This is a genomic window from Streptomyces sp. NPDC057638 (assembly GCF_042800315.1).
In the GTDB taxonomy this organism is placed as follows: Bacteria; Actinomycetota; Actinomycetes; order Streptomycetales; family Streptomycetaceae; genus Streptomyces.
Genome location: NZ_JBHVHF010000340.1, coordinates 1 through 7652 on the forward strand (window position 1 = coordinate 1; position 7652 = coordinate 7652).

A 7652-nucleotide genomic window follows, 5' to 3' on the forward strand; every position below is an offset into this window, starting at 1 on the left:
GGGCCGTGGCCGCGCGGTCGGCGCGCGGCCGTTACTGGCCCGGCGACGCTATCGCGATCCGTGGTGCGCTGTCGCCGGGCCCCCACCTTCGACGGACTCGGTCGCTGTCACTCATGGTAGGCATATGAGCACACACAGTGGCTAGAGGTCTGCGGGGGCCTTTTGCGAGGACGTGGCGGAGGGTTGACGTACCCAGACCGTCAGGTGTCGAACCCTAGTTCGCACTACGCGTAGGTCTTCGATCCGGGCCGTCGTGAGGGAGGTGTGCGCGGTCACCCGGTCGGCGGAGCGGCCCTCCCGGAAGGGGGGCCGTCCGCGACGGGTCCCCTCCGGAACGGCGGCCGGCCGCGACGGGGTGGTGTCAGACCAGGGTGGTGTCGACGAAGCACCAGCGCCAGGACTCGCCCGGCTCGAAGCTGCGCATCACCGGGTGACCGGTCTGCGCGAAGTGCGCGCTGGCGTGCCGCAGCGGGGATGAGTCACAGCAGCCGACATGGCCGCAGACCAGACAGAGCCGCAGATGGACCGGGACCGTCCCGGCGGCGAGGCACTCCGGACAGGTGTCGCTCAACGGGGTCGGCTCCGGGCGGGGCAGCGCTGCTGCGTGCGGGCAACCACTCATGATGGCCACGGTACGGCGATCACGGCGGACCTTCCTGGTGAGAAGGGCGTGCGGGAGGCGAGGCGCATGGAGGCACTGCCGCTGGTGGCGCTGATCGCGGTCAGCGCCGCCGTCAGCGGGGCGGCCCGCAGGACGCCCGTGGCCGCCCCCCTGCTGGTGGTCGCGGCGGGGCTGGTCGCCTCCTACCTCCCCGGGGTGCCGCACTACACCCTCAACCCCGACATCGTGCTGCCGCTGCTGCTGCCGCCCCTGCTCCATATGGCGGCCCTGGACTGTTCGTACCTCGATCTGCGCGCCAATCTGCGGCCGGTGGCGCTGCTCTCCGTCGGCTATGTCCTCTTCGCCACCGTCGCGCTCGGTGTCCTGGTCCATCTGCTCATCCCGGAGCTGCCGCTGACCGCGGCGCTGGTGCTCGGTGCCGTGGTGGCGCCCCCCGACGCGGTGGCCGCGACCGCCATCGCGCGCAGGCTCGGCCTGCCGCACCGGATCACCACCATCCTCCAGGGCGAGTCCCTGGTGAACGACGCCACCGCCATCACCGCCTACCGGGTCGCCCTCGCCGCCGCCGTCGGCGAGGCCGCCAGCTGGTCGAAGGCGGCCGAGGAGTTCCTCGTCGCGGCCGTCGGCGGGGTGGGCGTGGGCCTGCTGCTGATGGTCCCGCTGCACTGGCTGCGCACCCATCTGCGCGAGCCCCTGCTCCAGAACACCCTGTCGCTGCTCATCCCCTTCGCCGCCTACGCCGCCGCCGAGCAGGTCCATGCCTCCGGCGTGCTCGCCGTGGTCGTCGTCGGCCTCTACCTCGGCCACCACCGCTGGCAGGTCGACTTCGCCACCCGGCTCCAGGAGGAGGCGGTCTGGGCGATGGTGGCGTTCGTCCTGGAGGCCGCCGTCTTCGCGCTGATCGGTCTCCAGCTGCGGAGCGTGGTCGAAGGGCTCGGCGACTACGGACTGGCGCGCTCCCTCGGGTACGCGCTCCTCGTCTTCGTCCTGGTGGTGGCGATCCGGTTCGCCTGGGTCTTCCCCGCCACCTTCCTGCCCCGGGCCCTGTCGTCCCGGGTCAGGGCCCGGGAGCCGGGGGTGACCTGGAAGTCCCCGGCCGTCGTCGGCTGGGCCGGGATGCGGGGCGTGGTCTCGCTGGCCATCGCCTTCTCCATCCCGGTGACCACCCTGAGCGGCGCCCCCTTCCCGGCCCGGAACCTGGTGCTGTTCCTGACCTTCACCACCGTGATCGGCACGCTGGTGGTGCAGGGGCTGACCCTGCCGGGGCTGATCCGGCTGCTGCGGCTGCCCCAGCCCGACCCGCTGGCGGAGACCCTGGCCGAGGCGCAGGCGCAGGCCGAGGCGTCCGAGGCGGCCGATCTGCGGCTGGACCGGCTGCTGACCGATGAGCGCAACGCGCTGCCGCAGCCGCTGGAACACCGGCTGCGCACGGTCATGGAACGGCGGCGCAACGCCGTCTGGGAGCGGCTGGGGGCGGTCAACGAGATGACCGGGGAGACGGCGGACGACACCTACCGGCGGCTGGCGGGGGAGATGATCGAGACGGAGCGCGAGGTCTTCGTCCGGCTGCGGGACGAGCGGGAGATCGACGACGAGATGCTGCGGACGCTGCTGCGGCGGCTGGATCTGGAAGAGGCGGCGGCGTACCGGGAGGAGGACGGCGGCTGAGGCGTCGGCCGTCCGAGGCGCTGTCGGCCTGAGGGCGCTGTCGGCCTGGGGCCCTGACGGTCTCTGACCGTGCTGACCGTGTGCGGTACGGACGGTTCCAGGCGCCGGCCGTCCGGGGCGCCGGCGGTTCCGGGCGTCAGGGTCGTGGCGGCCGGAAGGGGGAGCCGGTGATGACCGCCGTGAGGGTGGTGCCGGGCTCGAACGCGCCTTCGGTCACCAGCGTGGTCAGGCCCCAGAGCATTTTGGCGACATATATCCGTTCCACCGGAACGGCGTGACGGTCCTCGAACGCCGTCGCGAACGCCTCCAGCTCCGGCCCCGTCCGCGCGTACCCGCCGCCGTGGAAGCGCTCCTCCAGCCGCCAGTCACCGACGCGGCCCCCGAACGCCTCGCGCTGGAGACGGACGCACTCGGCGGTCAGGAAACCGCCCTTGAGTACGGGGAAGCCGAGCGCCCGCTGGCCGGGAGCCAGCCCCGCGGCCAGCCCGGCCAGGGTGCCCCCGGTGCCACAGGCGACGGCGGCGACATCGGTGAGCCCGCGCAGCTCACGGCCGAGTGCGGCGCAGCCGGTGGCGGCCAGCGCGTCGCTGCCGCCCTCGGGAACCGCGCGGGTTCCCGGCGGGGCGTGCTCGGCGAGGAGGCGGGCGAGGGTGGCCGGGTCGTCCTTGCGGCGGTAGGTGGCGCGGTCGACGAAGACCAGCGTCATCCCGTCGGCGGCGCAACGGGCGAGTGAGGGGTTGAGCGGCCGGTCGGCCAGTTCGTCGCCCCGGACCACACCGATGGTGGGGAAGCCGAGCAGTCGTCCGGCGGCCGCCGTCGCCCGCAGATGGTTGGAGTAGGCCCCGCCGAAGGTGAGCAGGGGCCGTCCGGCGGCGGCGCGCAGAGTCGGCATGAGTTTGCGCCATTTGTTGCCCGGCAGGTCCGGGTGGATCAGGTCGTCGCGCTTGAGCAGCAGACGTATGCCCCGGCGGTGGAAGGCGGGGTCCGCCGCGCTGTCGAGTTCCTGGAGGGGTGAGGGCAGCGCGGGACGCAGGGCGGTGGCGGGATCGGGATCGGGTTCTGGGGCTGCGGAGGGCACGGGTCCATTCTCGCCCGGGGGCGGCGGGTCGGTGCCGGTCGCGCGCGGCGGGGACGGCCGCCGTGGTGCGACGGCGGCCGCTGTGGGACGAGCGCGCGGCCGTCGACGCGTGGCGCCGGGGCGCGGCTCCCCTCGCCCGGGGCCGGGGGAGGGGGACCGGCCGGGTGGGGGCGCGGGGCGGGTGGGGCCGGTGTTCGCCGGTGTTCCTGGGCAATGATCCGTACGGCCCCGGTCGCGTGCTTCCTCGGCTCGGGTGGCGGAACGCGGTGTTCGGGCGTTGTGCGATGTGATTCGGTCAACGCCACGGGGGCCGGAATTCGAACGTTCGGGTTTCCGCTCCTTGCCCCTCCCCCGGGGCGTTAGTCCCATCCCTTTGTGTAATAGTGCGACGACTCTCCGCACTGGAAGGCTCTGCTCCGCAGGTCAGGCCAGCTCTGGTCCCCTGCTGTACAGACGGTGATCGAGAGGGAGTCCCCATGTCGGTTGGTTCGGTCGGCTCGGTGAGCGACGAGGTCGGTGAGGGGCGGACGCCGGAACAGCAGAGTCTCGGTACCGCCGCAGCGCGCAATCTCGCCACCACGACCAAGTCGGTTCCGCAGATGCGGGAGATCACCTCCCGGTGGCTGCTGCGGATGCTCCCCTGGGTGCAGGTCGAGGGCGGCACCTACCGGGTGAACCGGCGACTCGTCCACACGGTGGGCGACGGCCGGGTGACCTTCGTCCAGACCGGTGACCGGGTGACCGTGATCCCCGCCGAACTCGGCGAGCTGCCCGCGCTGCGGACGTACGGCGATGAATCGGTCCTGCGTGAGCTGGCCGGCCGCTGCGTCCAGCGCGACATCCGGGCCGGTGAGGTCATCGCGGAACGCGGTGACGCGGCGGACCGGGTCTTCCTGCTGGCACATGGCCGGGTGGAGCGGATCGGCGCGGGCCCCTACGGCGACGAGACCGACCTCGGTGTCCTCGCCGACGGCTCCTACTTCGGCGAGAGCGCCCTGACCGACCCCGACGCCACCTGGCCGTTCACCGTCCGCGCGGCGACCGCCTGCACGGTGCTGGTGCTGACCCGGCTCGATGTGCTCAATCTGGCGGAGCGGGCCGATTCCCTCCGTATCCATCTCACCGGAGTCGCCGACGCGCCCGCCCAGGCCACCAACGCCTATGGCGAGGCCGCGATCGACCTGTCCGCCGGGCATGTGGGCGAGGCGCTCGTGCCGCACACCTTCGTCGACTACGAGGCCGCGCCCCGGGAGTACGAGCTGAGCGTGGCGCAGACCGTGCTCAAGGTGCACAGCAGGGTCGCCGACCTCTACAGCCAGCCGATGAACCAGACCGAGCAGCAGCTCAGGCTCACCGTCGAGGCCCTGAAGGAGCGTCAGGAGCACGAGCTGATCAACAACCGGGAGTTCGGGCTGCTGGCCAACTGCGACTACGCCCAGCGCGTCCAGCCGCACGCGGGCGCCCCCACCCCCGACGACCTGGACGAACTGCTCTCCCGGCGGCGCGGCTCCCGGCTCTTCCTGGCGCACCCGAAGGCCATCGCCGCCTTCGGCCGGGAGTGCAGCCGACGCGGGCTGGTGCCCGGGACCGTGGAGGTCGCCGGGAGCCATGTCCCCGCCTGGCGCGGGGTGCCGATCTTCCCCTGTAGCAAGATCCCGGTCAGCCAGGCCCGCACCACGTCCATCCTCTGTCTCCGTACGGGCGAGGGGGAGCAGGGCGTGGTCGGACTGCGTCAGGCCGGTCTGCCCGACGAGATCGAGCCGAGTCTGTCCGTGCGCTTCATGGGCATCGACGAACAGGCGATCATCTCCTACCTGGTCACCGCGTACTACTCGGCGGCGATCCTGGTCCCCGACGCGCTCGGGGTGCTGGAGAACGTCGAGGTGGGCCGCCGGCACTGAGATCCGGAACGTTCTGGGGGAGCGGGTGCCGATGGCCGGTCCCCCAGGGCGCGCCGGTCGCTGCGGGCGGCGCGGGGCGGCGGGCGGGCCCGGGACCACGGGGGCGAGGCCGTCGGCCGCCTCGTTGCGTACCGGCCGCCGGCCGCTTCCGTACGCCAAGCTGCTCCCGTACGCCACGTTGCTCCCCGGGCCTTCCGCGCGGCCGGACGGAAGGACCGTACGGCTCTTCCCCACGGCTTCCCGCATGGACCTTCGATGAAAGGACCACCCGTTGACCATCCCGGAGGCGATCGAGGGCCGCGAGGCGCTCGTCCTGCTGGAACGCGCCCGTGACACCGTCGGCCCCTCGCTGCGGGCGGCCGTCGAGGGCATGCCCGGCCCGCTGCGGCGGATCGCGATGTACCACTTCGGCTGGGAGGACGCCGACGGCCGTCCCGTAGCCGGATTCAGCGGCAAGGCGATCCGGCCCGCGCTGGTCCTGGCGGCGGCGCGGGCGCTCGGCGGTGACCCCGGGCAGGCCGTGCGGGCCGCCACCGCCGTGGAGCTGGCGCACAACTTCACCCTCCTGCACGACGATGTCATCGACGAGGACCCCACCCGCCGTCACCGCCCCACCGCCTGGGCGGTCTTCGGCACCGCCGACGCCATCATCGCCGGGGACGCGCTGCTCGCCCTGGCGCTGCGGCTGCTCGCCGAGGACTGCCACCCGGCCGCGTCCCCGGCCGCCGAACGGCTCTCGTCCTGTGTGATCGAACTGTGCGCGGGACAGCAGGCGGACTGTGCCTTCGAGGAACGCCCGCCCGAGACGGTCACCCTCGACGAGTGCCTGGCGATGGCGATGGCCAAGACGGGCGCGCTGCTGGGCTGCGCCTGCGCGCTGGGGGCGCTCTACGCCGGGGCCGGGGTGGAGGAGACCACCGCGCTGGACGCCTTCGGCCGGGAGGCGGGGCTCGCCTTCCAGCTGATCGACGATCTGATCGGCATCTGGGGGGATCCCGGGCGCACCGGGAAACCCGCCGGGGCCGATCTCGCCGCCCACAAGAAGTCGCTCCCGGTGGTCGCCGCGCTCACCTCGGCCACCCCCGCCGGGGCGGAGCTGGCCGAGCTGTACCGGGGCCCGATGGCCGGGGAGGCCATCCCCCGGGCCCGGTCGGCCGTGGAGCGCGCGGGCGGCCGGGACTGGGCGCAGCTCCAGGCGGCGGACCGGATGGCGCGGGCGGTGCACGAGCTGTCACGCGCGGTGCCGGACCTGACGGCGGCGGGGGAGCTGCTGGCGCTGGCGGAGTTCGTGACGCGGCGCACCCGCTGACCCGCGTGGGGCGGTCCGAGCGCTGGCCCGCCGTGGAGCGGTGCGCGGATTGGCCCGCCGTGGGGCGGTCCGAGCGCTGGCCCGCCGTGGGGCCGCGCACCCGCTGACCCGCCGTGGAGCGGCGTACGGGCTGATCCGCTGTGGGCGCGGGTACGGAGGCGGCCGGCCCGGCCCCGTACCCGCGTACCGCCCGGCCTCCCCGGCCCCTCCGTTCACTCCCGGGCGGTGCGGGCGGGGGCGGCCTACGCTGGAGACATGGCCAGCGAAGGACGGCGGACCAGTCGCGATCCCCTCGCCGGGCAACGGTGCCCGGAGTGCGGAAAGCCGGTCGGTACCGTCATCACACGACGGAAGACGCTCGGGGCGTTCGTCCCCTTCTGGGGACCTGGGCCGTGCCGTGATCCACGGTGCTCACGCCATGCCGGTGGCGCCGGTGACCGGGCGGGCAGAGCCGCCCACACGGTCTGAGCCATCCCGGCTTAGTGGCGGAGGTCGTCATACCGCTACAGTCCGCGCCATGTCATCGGAGTCGACGGAAGTCTGGGCGGGCTGGTACCGCGACCGGCGTGGCGCGGAAGCGGTCACGATCGCGGCGCACGGACGCCAACTGCGCACGCGCATCAGGGGTGTTGAGTACGAAGGGGCGACACTGGCCGCCCTGGAGGTCGTGGGAGCGGAGGGCGTGCTCTCCTCCTGCGTGCTGGAATGGGACATACCGCTCCCCGTCCACCGGGACGGGATCACCGAGCGGGCCACGCTCCGCTGTCTGCTGACCCTGGGCGAACTGCGGCCCGAAGGGTCGCTCGATCGGGCGGACCTCAATCTCACCCTGCATTACGGCGGGGCGGCCTATGACTCCGGAGTCGCCGGGGGTGACTTCGACGACGCGCTCGACCGCCTCCAGCGCCTGTTGCCGCCCGGGGCCGAACTGGGCGTTCTCTCCGGCGCCGAGATGTGAGGGAGGGGACCGCGGGGCGCTGAGGCCCCCACCCGAGTGGGTTCGACCGGATCGAGTGCGTCCGGGGCCGAGGGAGCGGCCGCCGTGATGTGACCGAGGGGCGTTCCGCCGCGATG

General features: G+C 73.4%; 6 protein-coding genes. 4 read left to right on the top strand and 2 right to left on the bottom strand.

Features of this window, described 5'->3' with window-relative positions:
- Window positions 1–361: 361 nt before the first annotated feature.
- Entirely contained in the window at window positions 362–622 is a 261-nt protein-coding gene (locus ACFVIM_RS30190; protein WP_384307971.1) for a UBP-type zinc finger domain-containing protein, read from the bottom strand.
- Window positions 623–688: 66 nt separating this feature from the next.
- On the opposite strand from ACFVIM_RS30190, the gene ACFVIM_RS30195 reads away from it, so the two are divergent.
- On the top strand, window positions 689–2290 hold the full coding sequence (locus ACFVIM_RS30195; protein ID WP_384307974.1) for a Na+/H+ antiporter: 1602 nt from the start codon (window positions 689–691) through the stop codon (window positions 2288–2290).
- 136 nt (window positions 2291–2426) lie between these two features.
- Here ACFVIM_RS30195 and ACFVIM_RS30200 read toward each other — a convergent pair whose 3' ends face one another.
- Window positions 2427–3368 (bottom strand): 1-aminocyclopropane-1-carboxylate deaminase/D-cysteine desulfhydrase, encoded by a 942-nt coding sequence (locus ACFVIM_RS30200; protein WP_384307977.1) that lies wholly within the window; start codon window positions 3366–3368, stop codon window positions 2427–2429.
- A gap of 476 nt (window positions 3369–3844) precedes the next feature.
- Between ACFVIM_RS30200 and ACFVIM_RS30205 the strand changes: the two genes are divergently transcribed.
- The 3 genes from ACFVIM_RS30205 (at window position 3845) to ACFVIM_RS30215 (ending at window position 7536) form a co-directional block, all read left to right on the top strand.
- Entirely contained in the window at window positions 3845–5269 is a 1425-nt protein-coding gene (locus ACFVIM_RS30205) for a family 2B encapsulin nanocompartment shell protein (RefSeq protein ID WP_384307979.1), read from the top strand.
- 271 nt (window positions 5270–5540) lie between these two features.
- Window positions 5541–6578: a family 2 encapsulin nanocompartment cargo protein polyprenyl transferase gene (locus ACFVIM_RS30210; RefSeq protein WP_384307982.1), complete on the top strand. Its 1038-nt coding sequence runs from the start codon at window positions 5541–5543 to the stop codon at window positions 6576–6578.
- Window positions 6579–7095: 517 nt separating this feature from the next.
- Window positions 7096–7536 (top strand): DUF6304 family protein, encoded by a 441-nt coding sequence (locus tag ACFVIM_RS30215; protein ID WP_384307985.1) that lies wholly within the window; start codon window positions 7096–7098, stop codon window positions 7534–7536.
- The last annotated feature ends 116 nt before the right edge of the window (window positions 7537–7652 follow it).